At 57.5% G+C, this 14,533-nt stretch carries 6 protein-coding genes and 2 pseudogenes; 1 reads left to right on the forward strand and 7 read right to left on the reverse strand.

Annotated features, from left to right (window positions below):
- Nucleotides 1–19 precede the first annotated feature (19 nt).
- The 4 genes and pseudogenes from C451_RS03310 to C451_RS03325 all read right to left on the reverse strand — a co-directional run bounded on the left by C451_RS03310 (nucleotide 20) and on the right by C451_RS03325 (nucleotide 7,408).
- The gene (locus C451_RS03310; RefSeq protein WP_007737671.1) at nucleotides 20–3,067 is read right to left on the reverse strand and encodes a hypothetical protein; all 3,048 of its coding nucleotides are present in this window, start codon (nucleotides 3,065–3,067) and stop codon (nucleotides 20–22) included.
- A gap of 2 nt (nucleotides 3,068–3,069) precedes the next feature.
- Nucleotides 3,070–4,062, reverse strand: a complete 993-nt coding sequence (locus C451_RS03315) for a hypothetical protein (protein WP_007737673.1) — start codon at nucleotides 4,060–4,062, stop codon at nucleotides 3,070–3,072.
- A 238-nt stretch (nucleotides 4,063–4,300) separates the two neighbouring features.
- Complete coding sequence (locus tag C451_RS03320; protein ID WP_007737674.1) at nucleotides 4,301–5,635, reverse strand: Cdc6/Cdc18 family protein; 1,335 nt, start codon at nucleotides 5,633–5,635, stop codon at nucleotides 4,301–4,303.
- Between the two features lie 524 nt (nucleotides 5,636–6,159).
- Nucleotides 6,160–7,408: pseudogene (locus tag C451_RS03325) on the reverse strand (RNA-guided endonuclease InsQ/TnpB family protein).
- 513 nt (nucleotides 7,409–7,921) lie between these two features.
- Here C451_RS03325 and C451_RS03330 point away from each other — a divergent pair.
- Entirely contained in the window at nucleotides 7,922–8,746 is an 825-nt protein-coding gene (locus C451_RS03330; RefSeq protein WP_007737676.1) for an IS5/IS1182 family transposase, read from the forward strand.
- A 143-nt stretch (nucleotides 8,747–8,889) separates the two neighbouring features.
- Here the strand turns inward: C451_RS03330 and C451_RS23550 are convergent, their stop codons facing one another.
- The 3 genes and pseudogenes from C451_RS23550 to C451_RS22480 all read right to left on the reverse strand — a co-directional run.
- A complete protein-coding gene (locus tag C451_RS23550) occupies nucleotides 8,890–9,456 on the reverse strand; it encodes a vWA domain-containing protein (RefSeq protein ID WP_007737677.1) in 567 nt (188 codons plus the stop codon).
- A gap of 2,710 nt (nucleotides 9,457–12,166) precedes the next feature.
- Nucleotides 12,167–13,714 carry a DUF7096 domain-containing protein gene (locus C451_RS03345; RefSeq protein WP_007737682.1) on the reverse strand — a complete coding sequence of 516 codons (1,548 nt, stop codon included), beginning with the start codon at nucleotides 13,712–13,714 and terminating at the stop codon, nucleotides 12,167–12,169.
- A 257-nt stretch (nucleotides 13,715–13,971) separates the two neighbouring features.
- Nucleotides 13,972–14,533, reverse strand: a pseudogene (locus C451_RS22480) (hypothetical protein); the annotation flags it as partial.

Raw genomic sequence — 14,533 nt, forward strand, 5'->3', positions numbered from 1 at the left:
ACACGAATTCGTCACCAATTCAGGAGGATTCTGGATCGAAGCCTGGAATGTCTGCAACGTCCGCTTTGTCTCTGGATTTGCGAGAGGGAAGCTGCTTGCTGTCGACATCCGGCCGGTGTGCTGGCGTTGTGTCCGAAGCCGGCCGTTGTGGTCGCCGTTCAGTGTCGTTGTCCGGCCATGGGAGATCAGCGTGAACTTGGGTGTCGGTGTAGCCGAACTGCTCTTGAGCATCCCGTCGGTAGCCGTTTCTCCGGCTTTCTTTGTCGCTCTCGCGTTGCTCGGCCTCACCGGACTCGTAGAGTTCTTCGGGGATATCCCAGCGTTTGCGCTGGTATTCGTGATAGCTATCACGCGAGTCTTGATACTGCTTGCCTCTGCGTCGCTCTTTCTCGCGTTCTTTGTGCTTTGCAGCTTGGTAGGGATTGCCCGTTGGACGGCCGTGTTCGCGGCCGGTCACGGTATATTGTCGGCTCCCATCAGCGCCGACACCCGTTTCGACACCGTCACGCTCGCCCAAATCGTCCGGTGTGAACGCCCCGTCGTCGCTGACGACAGTTCGTTCGGCAGTGACCGTATCGGCGTCGGCAGGACGCCGTGTATCGTTGTCGTGACCAACTTCGTCCCAGTACGCTTCGATGGTATCGAAATCCTCTGGCTCAGGCTCGTCACGTTCCTGCGACAGCACATCGCGATGATTGTCCGGTGGTTGTTCAGTTGCTGACTGGCCGCTGTCCATCCCCATCCCTCCGTGGATGATGTCGCCGTCGCCCTCTTCGAGAATCTCGATTTGCGTGACTTCGCGCACAGCGACTGTGTTCTCTGACCCGTTGGCACCGCCGTACTGTGAGACGGTCGCATCGCTAAAGCGGACACGATCACCCACTCGGAGATAGTCTCGCGATCCCACGATTTCAGGGGCATCTCCACTTCGACCTATCACCTTGTCATTCATACCGGATGATTTGAACCATGTCACTTTCAGCGGCGTTCCGTTGGATGGGTGGCCTTTTGGCGAGCTGAGCCAGCCCACTTGATGCTGACTTGGAGAGTCAGGATGTTCGAGTCCGTTGACTCGCCCTTCGACATCAGCACGATATTGCGGCTGGCCTGTTGCATCATCCCGGCCGATGTATTGCGCACTCGATTGGAATTTGTGTTGACTTTCGATGAATTCAAATTGATCGCTAGACATGTCTGTGGCAGCGCGGGGGTACTTCTTGTCCTGTTTCCCGGTTCGAAGTGCGGTATCCAGTTTTCTGATCTCTTTGTCCATCAGCGGGGTGTAGTACTGGTCGATCTCGATCTGGTCTCTTGTCCATGCCATCTCACCGCTGTCGGTTGCGTCACGGACGGTGTCCATCACGAGCGCGTCGCTCTCCGTGTAGCCTTTGTCGACGATCATGCCGGCGAGACGCTGCTCTGCTTCGTCGCGGTCGGTAGCGAGTTGCGGGAAGTCCTCTTCGAGGTCGTTCACTGCTTCGGTGACGGTCTCGGTTTCCTCCGACGAGAGATATTCGCGGGCGTCGTAGCCTGACGCATCAAATACGTCGTTCAGCCGCGGGTTGGAGTCGAGTTCGGAGACCACTTCCGAGACAGCACGTCGTGGCGGATGGGATGCATTCAGCCCGCTTGCGACATCTTCGGTGAGTTGTTCGACGGCCGCATCCGCGACCGGCCCGGTTCGAAGCGTCGCTTCGACGGTTTCGTGACCGTCTTTGGTCTCGGTCTGGATCTCGACGGTTCCGTCTTCGAACCCCTGCCGTATCGTCCGGATGCCGCGCTTGATGTTTTCACGACCTTCTTCTCCCCACTGCTCTTCAACATCATCTCCTTTGTACGAATCTGTACTGTCGGGCGCGTTTGGAAGCACTTCACGCGGCGAGATTCGTGCTTGTTCGTTGGCTGCATGGGCGATACTGGCGCGTTCGCCGGTGTTGACTCCGTCGGCGGTTTCGTCGTGGATCTGCTGGAGATGGTCGAAATCGGCTTCGATCTCTTCTTGTTGGATACGCGTGCGCCGGTGGCGTGGATCATCGCTCTGTCCCGGTGGACTCTCAAGCGTCACGCTCCCGTCGGTGAGTCCGTCGTCCAGTTCAGCGGCGGCGGTTGCGACATCGTCACCATTCTCGACGGCACCGGCAAGTTGGTGGGAGATCTCTGCTCGCGTTGCCTCGTCATGTTTGCCAGCAAGATCGGTCGCCGCGTCGTTGACCGCGCTGAGGTCCTCGCCACTCAGGCTGTCGCGCGGGTCGGGGTCGGGCGCTGAGACTGGCTCGTTTTTGTCCCAGTCGTAGCCGCCTGCGATGTCGGTGCCGCGTTCGAGGCGGTGCATCTCCGCTTTGCGCTGGCTTCCGAGCGTGGTGTCGAGGCCGCTCCGGTCGGTGCGGACATCGCCAGCTGACGAGGGCGTCCCTGCGTCGCCGGGTTCTTCGAGGTCGGCATAGTCCACCCCACCGATTTCGTCAAGGACGCCGCTTGAGGCGGCGAGCGAGCTGGTGCCGAACGAGTCTCCATCGCCAGTGAGATCTGCCGACTCAGTAGAATCGGTGGATTGCTGAGTGGCGTCGGCCGCGGTGTGACGGTCGGAGTGCAGTGGTCCCAATTCGTCGATTCGGTCGAACATCTCGTCGTAGAACGCACCGGCCTCTCGCTCGTGCCGTTCGGAGCCGCCGCTTGCGTAGTCTGCATACTCGTCGAGAACGAGCTCGTTGTAGCCTTCGCGCTGCTGGACGGCTTCGTGCCACGACTGAGGCTGGTCGCTGTCCTCAAGCGCATCCACCCGTTTCTCTCTGTCTGCTTCCGTACCATCTTCGTCATCGACGGCAGCGGATTCGACGGCAGTAGTGTCTTCGTCGCCATCACCATCGATATCAGTATCAGTGTCAGCATCGCTGTCGCCGTCGATAGAATCGGTAATGTCGTCGCCATCCTCTCTGCGCTGGTCGCGTCGGAACTGTTCGAGCGCCTCCATCACCTCTTCATGCTCGTCTTCGCGTTCTTCGAGCGGCGGACGGCGGTCTTCGTATGCTGAACTACCGTCAGTCGAGCCGCCAAACCGTCCACCCATCGTCAGTCTCCACTCCCCGATTCGGTCTCTGGTTTGTCCGTGGGACTCGCAGTAGGTGATTCTTCCTGTGAATCCGTTGTATCAGCATCAGCATCAGCGTCAGCGTCATCGCGAGTCGCAAATGTCGAGAGCGGCGTTGTTTCCGTGGGAGGAGTATCGCTGTCTTCGGCGGTCTTGGTCTGTTGTGGCTGTGGCTGTGCCTGTGCCGGTGGCTGGGATCCACTCTCGCTTTCGGTTTCTGGCGGTGCCGCGAGGGCGGTGCTGACTTCTCCACGAAGCTCGGCCCATGCTTCACGCATCTCTGCCGGCTCCTGCTTGCGTGGTTTGATGTGCATCCGCCAGCGCTGGACGCCACTGCCGGCGACGACCTGTCGGGGCATCCGCTGGAGGAAGTTCGGCGAGAGACAACCGATCAGCAGCAGTGGACGATCGTGCCCGCGTGTGGTGGCGGTCACGTCTGCGACGAGTTCGTTGATCAGGATACCGTCACCACTGGTGAAGTATTGCGTGCCATAGAACACGTAGCCCGGAAACTCGTGTGGCTCCAGCGTTGCGACGGCTCGGTCACGTTCCTCGTCAGTGACGCCCTTGATCAGCGGGAGGATCTGTGTCTCGCTGCTGGCTTCGCGGAGCCAGCGCTGCATTGTGATCGTGCCTTCGAGGTAGTTGGAGACGTTCTCGGTACGTTCCTCTGGGTCAGCGTCCTCGTAGGTGGAGTAATCGCAGGGGATGTGAAATGCAGGATCGAAATCATGAACGATGTCGAACTCTTTTTCCCACGAGAGCAGATTCAGAGTTGAGTCGGTGATCGTCGTTGTGGTGATGACCTTCGTGTCTTCTCCATAATATGAATCGGCGGTTTCGCCGTACTCGTCATGGAGCGCACGTGCGGTCGTGATTTTCACCAGCGCATACTGAGGCTGGACGGCCGTGACGAACTCGTGGTGCGACCACTGATTTTCGATGTACGGAATCGCACCGGTTGGAACCTCCATTATGAGTCTCCAAAGCGGGCCTTCCGACACAGTTTGTGAAGCACCCACATTAATGTGACTCCCAACACATCGGTAATGTCACACGAGACGGTGTATGAATATGATGAGTGGGAGGGGAGGGGGGCATGTCCGGAATTAGCGTGGAGTAGAGGGCCTGAAGACAACGGCTACACGGGGGGTGTCCGCAATTAGAATTCATTTTCAATCTAAACAACAATTATTTCATTAAATAAGATCACTACAATTCTGATGCTATTTCCTCAGCAATACGCTCGTAGTGTTCTGCATAGCTGTCGTCGTTCAGGAGTATATCGACTGTCTCGTCCAGCGGAATTGCAAGTTCAACCTCCCACCGCGCACCTCCCCTCTGACCACCAACCACCTTCACCATATTGATCACTCCCGTCAACGAAAGATCCTGGAGACGATCCCGCATACGACGTTGTACGAGCGGTGTATCGCCAACGGACTCAGCATACGTCGTATAGTGCTCATGGATCTGGTTCGTCCGTGCAGGCGTCTTAGCTCTGGATTCGAGATACAAGACGCCACACAACGCTAGCAGATCATCAGACGTATGATCATTTAACATATTTTTAATGTAGTTCTTATTCACTTCTTGTTGTGCATTTTTAACATGGGAAATGCTCACCTCATCGTCCCGCTCATCATGTGCAATTGTCGCAGCTTGGCCGAGAAGGTCGATCGCCTGGCGTGCAGACCCGCGCTCACGCTCGGCACTCTCCGCACATGCTTCGATTACGCTCTCAGAGATGACAGAACTTCGCAACCCGGCCGTCTCGCCGTCTTTGTAAATCACTTCCGTATCGTTCAACCCTTTCGCAGCCCGTCGATAGAGTATCGTTCGCAAATTTTCATGAGTATATGGAGAGAAATCAACTTCAGTATCGTAAAGAGCGTCCTTGATCCGTGGTGAAAGGTTGGATTTGAATCGCCGATCATTCGAGATCCCTATCACAGAGCAACCGATGTCATCATCGAGATCCTCCGAGGAGTACGCTCGCGGTAGCTTGTAAAGAATATTTAGATCATCATTTTCATCATCGTCCTTGATGCGGTCGATCTCGTCGAGAACATATATGTAGGTCCCGCCATGTGAATTCATGTAGTCGAAAACCTCTGAATAGAGGTTGTCAATCGTTCTTCCACGCGGTTTGTTATTTAGTTCCTTGAGCTTCTTCAATGCGGTTGTCAGAACGTGATAGGATTTGTTGGCCGAGTTGCATTCGATATATGTGATCGTAACGTCCAAATCCTCACGATCAGCGAACTGGGAAAACTGCTCTCGTTTAAGACGCACCGCTGCGGTCTTTCCTTGTCCAGGTTTCCCGTAGATGAAAAGGTTGCGTGGGTTTTCCCCACGGGCAGCGGGTTCGATTGCGCTGTGGATCTCCCCAAGTTCGGATTCGCGCTCAGGCATGGACTCAGGCTGTATCTTATCTCCTTGAAAAACGTCCCCATCCGCCAGTACCTGTGAACTCGTTGAGAAATCACGCAATCCCGATTGCTGGGTAGGCTGCCCGCCCGGTTCGGAAGGGTCCGATCCATCCATGTGTAGATCAGTTGTGACACGAAAAGATAAACCCCCTGTCTGGAATGTCTTCATTGTCTGGGAAGTCTTTTGGCCATGTTCCTTTTATAAGAGAGGGGCGGGAGGGGGGGGGGGGGTCCGCAATTACGCCACCTTCATAAGACCATTTTCTATGAGGCGAACGTGATACGGAACAGTGGTAAACGATTGTATTAGCATCCCTAACGACGGTTCTATCTAGGTACTAGCTAAATATAGGAATTATGTGCTGCTATCGTAAAATATAATACCATACTACTAGCCTTCTAGTTAGTCTGGTAGACAAAAGAACGAAGTGGTAACGAAACACTTCATTCTAGGAATCACACCAAGTAAATGACCCCTCCCTGCTCGCTCGCTGACGCTCGCTCCCTGAGGGAGGGGCTTTGATGTGGACTCCCGGCAATCAGTCTCCGGCAAGAGGCCGGGGANGTAAATGACCCCTCCCTGCTCGCTCGCTGACGCTCGCTCCCTGAGGGAGGGGCTTTGATGTGGACTCCCGGCAATCAGTCTCCGGCAAGAGGCCGGGGACCGTCGCCGTTCAGCGTCCCACCATGTATACGCACATCTACGGGTGCGTCTGCGTTCCGCGACGTGGGCGCGGAACGCAGGCTGTGTTGGCGCTTCCGGGCATACCGTAGCCCGACGTTCTTCGCCGCGTTGTAGTCCGCATTGACTTCGTAGCCGCACTTCTGACAACGGAAGTGTTCGCCATCGCGGTTGTTCTCGTGTGTAAAGCCACAGCCGATCTGAGAACACCGTTGGCTGGTGTGGTTCGGCGTCACCTCTTCGACTGCCACACCGCGTTCGGGCGCTTTGTACGCGACGTACTCGTACAGACGATGAAACGCCCAGTAATGGTGCCANGCGTTCGCGGATATCGGTCAACTCCTCGAATACAATGACGTCGCAGCCGGTTTCGACGGCTTCGGACACGATTTCGTTGCTGACGGTGTGGATGTACTGCTTGCGCCACGCGCGTTCGCGCTTTCCGAGACGCAGCAGCGCGTTGTGCGCTGCTTGCGTCTCGCGTTGTTGCATCTTCGCCCGACGCTTTTCGAACTCCCGTACCCAGTGGTCGTAGTCGTCGCCCTGCCAGAACCGACCTGTCGAAGCGACGGCGAGACTGTTGACGCCAAGGTCGATGCCGAGGACCGTCTGGTGCTCGGTATCTACCGTACCATCGGGATCTTCGTTGGTCTCGCTGTCATAGCTTCGCGTTCCGACGTGGAAGTAGAAATCCTGCGTCACCGTGTCGTACTGCAGCGTACTCGTGCGGAACTCGAAGTCGTCGTTGGCGACGTACTTCGAGTAGGGTGTCTCGCGGGTTTCGTCGCTTGGTGAAACGTAGTCGCACTCGATACGCCCGTCAGGAGTCGCAAGCGACACCCGGTCGTCGTGAATGGTCGCCGCCCGCTTGTCGTAAACGACGCTCCACGAGTCGAAGTGTGGTTGGTTGGTACGTTTGCCCTTTTTCCAGCGGTCAACGCCGGATTTGACGGCTTCGACGGCGCGACGAATCGCTTTCTGGACGAGATTGGCGTGGAGGTCGTCGGTTTCGTCGCGGAGCGAGTCGTACAACGCTCGCTCCGCTGTATCCTTCGATGTCACGCAGTCGTCGTAGTCGTAGTTGTCCCAACAGAACTCGGCGGCGCGGTTCGCACAGTGCAGGAACTGGTCTTTGGTTGCGTGGAGGTCGTCGCGGTGCTCGTCGGAAACAGCGAGCTTAACCGGCGCAGTACGTCGGACCTCCATCAGTACACATTACGATGGAGAGGTACTTGAAATACTGNGGTGCTCGTCGGAAACAGCGAGCTTAACCGGCGCAGTACGTCGGACCTCCATCAGTACACATTACGATGGAGAGGTACTTGAAATACTGGTTGGGAGCCGGACTGCTACGGCAGCTGTATCGAGCGGAAAACGAGACAGGGTACGGGACAGCTGACGTGCTCCTCCCCTCCCTACTCGCGGCTTCACTCCGCCATTCGGCGCAGTTCCGCCGCTCGTTGAGGAAGGGGCATCCGCACTGTATTTTGGGTGANCTCCCCTCCCTACTCGCGGCTTCACTCCGCCATTCGGCGCAGTTCCGCCGCTCGTTGAGGAAGGGGCATCCGCACTGTATTTTGGGTGAGCGACATCGCGTCCTGAATCGTTCCGGTGGACATCGAGATTCCAAGACGCCCACGGAGTGCTCTATTGAAAATGGACGACGGCGACGGGATTGCTCCGTAATGAATTTGCGGAATCGAGGTCGAGAAGTCGATTATGGGTGTCGCGCTTCTCGACCTCGTTGAGACAGCACTGCGTGTAGCCAAACAAGCGTTGGGGAAGCGAGCAGGCAAGCCCGACTCGGGCGGGCTTGCCCGCGAAGCTCACATCGTCGCACACTGTATTCGCAAGGAAGAGGGCTACAGCTATGCCGAACTTGTCGATCGGTTGAGCCTCATGCCGGAGATATGTGACCAGCTCGGGCTTCACCCGGATGCGTTGCTTGATCCTACCGCGTTCTACCACTCACTCGATCGGTACGCGATGTACATCTGGCGGGCGTTGCTGCGCATTTCAGCGCAGCAACACCCGCAGTCTGGACATGTCGCGTTGGACAGCACGTTTTTCGAGCGGAAGCAAGCCTCCCAGTACTACCTCCAGCGATGTGGGCGACGCGTCAAGACGATCAAAGCGACGACGCTAACCGATACAGAGTCGCTTGCGGTGCTGGACGTCCACTGCTGTATCGAGCGCGAACACGACACGAAAGCTGGCCCGCGGGTCGTCCGCCGGAATGCGGACGACCTGCGGTCCGTGGCTGCTGACAATGGGTTCCAGGACTGGCACACCGAATACGAAATCGCTGCGTTAGACGTTGAGTACCTCGTTCACCACCAAGGATCGAGACCGATGGCTGTTGCGAATAACGCGCTCATCCGAGCAAAAGGCTATACCCAGCGCTGGATGTCCGAGACATCCTATTCGACGGTCAAGCGAACGCAGGACTCCGCCCTGCGTTCGCGGTTCTGGTATCGTCAGTTCCGTGAGATCGTTCTCCTGTTCGCGCTCAACAACATCAAGAAACTCGCCAAGACGCTATGATCGTACTCCCGTACCGCATTTTCAATAGAGCACCACGGAGGTGTTTTGAAGACGAGTTCTGTTCCATCGATGAAAGACAACGTGTTGGACATGAGGATTCCCTCACCCCTCACGGAAAGAAAAACCGCAGCCCGGCTACAGGATCATAGTCCGTCGAACATCACGGCGAACTGATCAAGCCGGTTGGCAAGCTGGCTCGACTCGTGGATGTACACGTGGCGGTCGTAGAACCGTTCGTTTCGAGCAACCTTCTCGGGCACACTTCCCGAGGGCTGATCGAGAACCAGCGTGAGACCACAGACGGGCGCGTACGATTGGGCGAGTTCGTCGTGATAGGCGTCTGCATCGCCCGGCTTGCCGTCGGTGACGACAAGCACGAGCGGGCTGTTGCGTCGTTGTTCGAGGAGTTCTCGACCCAGTCCCAGTGCGTCGGCGAGCGGTGTCCCGCCACCATACTGCTTGGAGAGCAAGCTTTCACGGACATGCTCGCATTCGACGCTGAACGGTTTGACCAGTCGTGCCTCGTCTTGCGTGAAATCGACCACGCCAACGTTGATGCCGATATCCTCACACGCGATCGCGAACCGCACGAGCGCGTCTTCAGCGGTGTCGATATGCATATGCCGGCGCATCGACCCGCTGCGATCGAGGATCATCACGAGGTCGTACTGCTTGTCGTCACCGGGTTGGCGCACGCTGAACGCACCCACATCACCGCGAGCGAGCNCTGCGATCGAGGATCATCACGAGGTCGTACTGCTTGTCGTCACCGGGTTGGCGCACGCTGAACGCACCCACATCACCGCGAGCGAGCGCGCCCGCACGTTGCCGGTCGAACGTTCCGCTGGTGACGCCGGATCGATCTGCATCCCGGCGGCTCTCTTTCAGCGCCTTTCGGAGCGCGTCTGCAACAAACTCCGCGTCGGCAGCGGCGTCTCCCCACCGCTCGGCTGTATCAGCAGTGTTCGATCCCTCTGTGTCCGGCATGATGGCGAGTTCCGACAGCGATCCCGGTGTGGCCCCACCGCCGTCCTGCTCGTCAAGCACATCGAGCGCATCGGCAACGTCTTCGAGATCGTGTTCGAGTGCGATCTCGTCGGGCGTTGCACGCTCGGCTTCATCGTGTGCCGCCTCGTGGTCAGTTTCGAGCGCACCCTCGCGATCAAGGCTCTCTTCTCCGCCCGTGTGAGCAGGGCTTGGTGCCGGTGGCTGCTCGTTTGCGTCGGAAGCACTCTCGTTCGACGTGCCCTCACGCTCTTCGTCACCATCATTACTTGTGGTGTCGCTGCTGTCCGTATCCGCTGTCCGATCGTCCCCTGTGGCTGTATCCTCACGACTGGGGCTCTCGTCCTCGATGCTGCCACTTTCGGCAGGTCCCTCGTCGCCAACGCTCTCACTGTCGTTCCCACTACTGGTGTTCGATCCGTCATCAGTGCTGTTCTCATCACTGCCGTCGGTAGTGTCGTTTCCAGAATCGCCTCCGGTGTCGCTTTCGTCCGATTCTGACTCCGACTCTGGTTCATTAGCGTCACCAGCGCCCGTGGATGGGCCGTCACGCTTCGCATCGGATTCGTTGACAGGCGATTCGTCGCTGCCACCGCTATCCGAAGCGGATGCTCCACTCTCAGTCTGGGACTCCGATGCGGAGAAGCTCCCGAGCGAAGTCTGACTCGTGTCGTTGCTGGTCCCCCACGGATTTCCGGTGGGCTGGGACTGGGACTGGGACTGAGATTGTGACTCCGATGTTTGCCCTTCGGATCCATCCCCACTGCCCTGTTCATTATTCTCGCCAGCTACATCGGTGTTCTTGTCGTGGTTCGCGCCAGAATCGTCGTTCTGGGAAGACCTCCCATCGTCGCTTCCGGGCGTCTCCTCGCTGTTGCCTGCGTCTGTGCCGCTATCCGGCGTAGGGTCAGCATCGCCACCCTCGTCTGAACCGGTGTCGGTGTCCGACCCACCAACTGTATCGGCGTTTTCACGAGCATCGTCCTCGCCACTAACATCCTGATGGTCGTCAGCTGACCCTTCTTCATCTCCACCGTCTCCGGTTGATCCGGCTTCGCCTTCGTCTTCGCCGTCGTGATCGGGCTGGCGAAGTGCGTCAGCGTCTTCGTCGCCTCCAATGTCTGGATAGTCGAGCACATCCGCTCCTGGATGGGACTGGCGCTGGTCGGTGTTGATCGCATCCGGGTCTGGCTGATCACCCACCTCCGAACGACTCGACTCCTCGCTTTCATCTGCCTCACCCATCTCATCTGGTATGACATCCTCGTCAGTCCTACTACTGTCAGGATTGCCGCCCGAACTACTGCTTTCCGGAGTGCTTTCGCTGGTCCGATCGGCTTCACCTTCCGCCGACGATCGATCTGCATCTGCACTCTCGTCGGTGGGTTTCTCGGTTTCACCATCAGCTGATGACCCACTATTGTCACTGCTACTGGCGTTGGCACTGGACTCGCCGGTGGCTCGATCAGGATCTGGCTGGCCGGACTCCTGTTGGTTCTGTTGGGACGGGTCAAGCAGCGGTTTGACGACATTTTCCCACCAGTCGAGGATGTGTTCGATGCGCTCTACCGAGTTGGGCGTACTGAGGACTGTCGCGACGAGTTCGTTGATGCTGTCGGCGACCTGCTCGTACGCCTGTCGGTCAGCGTCACCAGCGAACACGATCCGATCGTCGTCGGGATCGCAGAGCGCATCACGAACACCCGTGTCGTAGATGCCTTCGTCGTACAGCGCTGTCTCGATGGCGTCTCGAAAGGTAAACGCACAGGATTCTCCGGTCTGATACTCCTCAGCGTGGGTGCTGATGCTGCGCCTGACGAGCTCGATTCGGTCGGCTGCGATCTGGCTCTGATCGAGTCTGAGTTGGTTTTCGATGGCAGCGTCTTCACAGGCGTTCCAGAGGCCGTGGACGAACTCCTGATGGGCTTCGTCGACGCGGTCTTCGAGGCGTGCTGCGGCGTCCGCGATGGCCGTATAGCGGATATGCCCCAGTTCGTGGAGCGCGGAGCCGAACTGTTGTGCTCGATCAGCCGTCAACTGATCGTCGATCGGGAGGTTGTCGACGGTCGCTGGGTGTGTCGAGATGAGAACGAGATAGTCGGCGTCAACTGACTCGACGAGTTGCCGAGCTTCGTCGTCGGAAAATTCGGCGTTGTCTGAGTCGGTCAGCGCTTCTTCGCTCGTTGGGATGACACATGCAGTCGGAACGTGTGGTGTGAGTCGGACAGCGATATCTTCGCCAGTATGCGCACGGATGTATTCGGTGAGTCGGTGCTCGCGATCTGCACACGAGCGAACCGTCTCGGCCGGTGGAGTGAGGGCATCACTGGCGGCACTCGCGCTATCCGACTGGGTGGAAGAGTGTGAGGATGACATAGCCGGTCACGCCTCTGCCGTGAAGAAATACTGGTGGAATCAGCCACTTTCAATCCGATTAGGAGAGCGGTTCGAGTATGGACGCGGAGGGATTCGAATTCGAATCGTCTCTCCGTTTGCTTGAGCAACGATTGTCAGTGTCTCCGCGGGAGTGATAGTCCACAGCTGACCATCCTCGCCAGTCTGTTCGATCGGACGGTCATTGATCGCTATCGTTCCCTTGACTGGTTGGCCTTCAGGTGTCATCAGCGAGATGTCGAGCGGGCCGGTCGGATACGTCCGGTTGACCCAAAGCTGGAAGCTCTTTTCGGCAGCCATGAGGGATGTGGCTGTCGGCATTCGCGAGAGTGATTTTCGTTGCTTTTCGGCGATAACTCGCCCCGAGCTCTGGTTGAGTAGCGTCGTGAGCTGGCCGTGGTCGTGAGACAGCGTGTACTGAGCGAGTCGTGTTTTGCGATCAGTGCTCAGTCCAGTATACGCCGAATTGTTTGTGGCCCACGGATAAAGCGCTCCAACCTGTGTGCGGACGGCATTGGTAGTATTCAACGCACTTCCGGTAGCATTGCGTTGACCGAGAAGCGACGCCTCTCGGTAGTACTGGCCGCCATCAACCATGGCGAGGACGATTCCGTGTTGGGATGTCTCGATATATACGGACAGCGGTTCGAGCCGTTCATTGGGGGTCGGAGCGATGCGATCGAGATTTGATGGAATATTAATGGGCTCCGTGCTGTTTCCTCGAAGCGTCTGGGCGATGCGGTTGCGGACTGGGCCTTGTAAGGGGTTCAGTTCGATTTGCTTGTTTCGTGCCCAGCGAGCCGCGGGCTGACCGTTGATCGATGATTTTGGAATCGAGCTGGCACGGGCTGCAACGCGGTCTGTCGCGGTTGCTAAACCATCCGCGGCTTTGTCGATTCGTGCGAGGCTACGGAGAAATTCTTGGTCTGATAACGATCCGTTGTTGTATGCGGTAATGACCGTTGATTGGCGCTCGCGGAGCCGCACGATACGCGATTCGATGTGTGTTGCAGTTGTTCTGAGTTCTGCCTGGCGGGCTGTCGTATTGGTGGTTGCACCGAACCGTCCATCGAGACGGTGCTCACGAAATCGCGCTCGGAGCCCGCGCTCATCGAGCGCAATGGCCCCCGAAACATCGATCGTTGCTTGGGGGTAGCTAGTGGTTTCGCGTTCGGGAGACGGAATCGTGAGCGAAGCTGTCGTAGCATTTGCAGGCGCAGTATCCGGGATCGTCGCTGGATTGACTGTTCGGCCGTTGATGAGAACGCGGGCGGGGCCACCGTTAAGGGTGAGTGCAGTGATCTGGCCAGTGAACCTGAACGTGTCGCTCCCACCCTGAGCGGTCGAACCCGAGGCAGTTGTGTTCGTGACAGTATCGGGCTGTTCAGCGTCGACGAGATCAGCCTGTTCACCTGGATTGAGGCGTCCACTCGTCGTAGCATTGTAGTAGACGCGTTCGTCATCAGCACTCACGATCGTGAGTGTGTTGGGCAACTGTGACGATGGTTGCTGGAACTGGTTGTCTTGGAAACCGCCACTGGTTTCGAAACCCTGTTTGGAGAAACCCATCTGGTTCGTCGTGCGAGAGTCTACAGGAGAGTGAGACTGGACAGAACCGGCCTGTGGACTGGCCGGGATTGAACCCGTAGCGCAAACGAGGAGACAGACGATGGCCACGCTCGCCTGTAAAGCACGGGTATCCATACTCGCCCGGACCGAACCACTGTATGAGCAATAATATTGCGGCCGTCATTCTCACATAGGCCGTGCGATTCACTATTGGGCGAATCGGGAGACAAACCATTGAGAGTACGGAATAGCTGCGTTCAGGAACTATATTCGCTGGCGAGCTGTTCGAGACGGTCTTGAAAGGCTCCGTCACCGTTGACCTCTCCATCGAGGGTGATCTCGTAGCTCTGGCCGAGTTTCTCGGCGACAACGACACTCCCATCGACTTCGGAACGGACACCGTTGTCACGCAGAAACCCTCTGAGCTGCTCCAACTCTTGTTCTAATTCCTGCTCTTGCTGTTGCAGCTCTTGGTCTTGTTCGTCGGCGGCGTCCTCTACCTCTGCCGTTCCCGCATCCTGATCGGTAGCTGTTGCATCTACAGATTCAGATTCAGATTCGGATTCGTCGTCAGTGCCGTTGCTGTCGATGTCGTCGAGGTCTTCGAGAGCCTCGAAATTGTCGGTTTCAGGATCACCAAGCCGAAGCCGAGGAGCAGGGAACGAGTAGTGTTTGATACCGACTTCATTCAGATCCTCCAGCGGGATCGGTGAGTCTGGGGCGACCATCTCTGGCTGTTCGTCGAGAATTTCGTTTCGAAATGCAACGACGATGATCGACGCGTCGGCCGGATATTCGGGATTGTCTTCGGCGACTGTC

This window comes from Halococcus thailandensis JCM 13552, assembly GCF_000336715.1.
Classification (GTDB): Archaea; Halobacteriota; Halobacteria; order Halobacteriales; family Halococcaceae; genus Halococcus; species Halococcus thailandensis.